Source organism: Aquabacterium sp. A08 (genome assembly GCF_011742065.1).
Genome location: NZ_JAAQQT010000441.1, coordinates 1 through 284, shown reverse-complemented (window position 1 = coordinate 284; position 284 = coordinate 1). Strand labels below are relative to the sequence as shown.

Annotated in this window: 1 pseudogene; it reads left to right on the top strand. The window is 75.0% G+C overall.

Annotated features, from left to right (window positions below):
* A pseudogene (locus HA630_RS27215) lies at nucleotides 1-284 on the top strand (glutamine--fructose-6-phosphate aminotransferase); the annotation flags it as partial.

Below are 284 nucleotides of genomic sequence, written 5' to 3'. Positions count from 1 at the left end.
GAGAGCCAGACCGACACCGAGGTGATCGCCCACCTGGTGGACGCGCTGTACGACGGCGACCTGTTCCAGGCGGTGCGCACCGCCGTGGCCCGCCTCCACGGCGCCTACGCGGTGGCGGTGTTCCACAAGGACGAGCCGCAGCGCGTGGTGGGCGCCCGCGCCGGCTCGCCGCTGGTGCTGGGCGTGGGCCGGGCCGAGGGCGGCGAACCCGCGCCGCACTACCTGGCCAGCGACGCCATGGCCCTGGCCGGCGTCACCGACCAGATCGTCTACCTGGCCGAAGG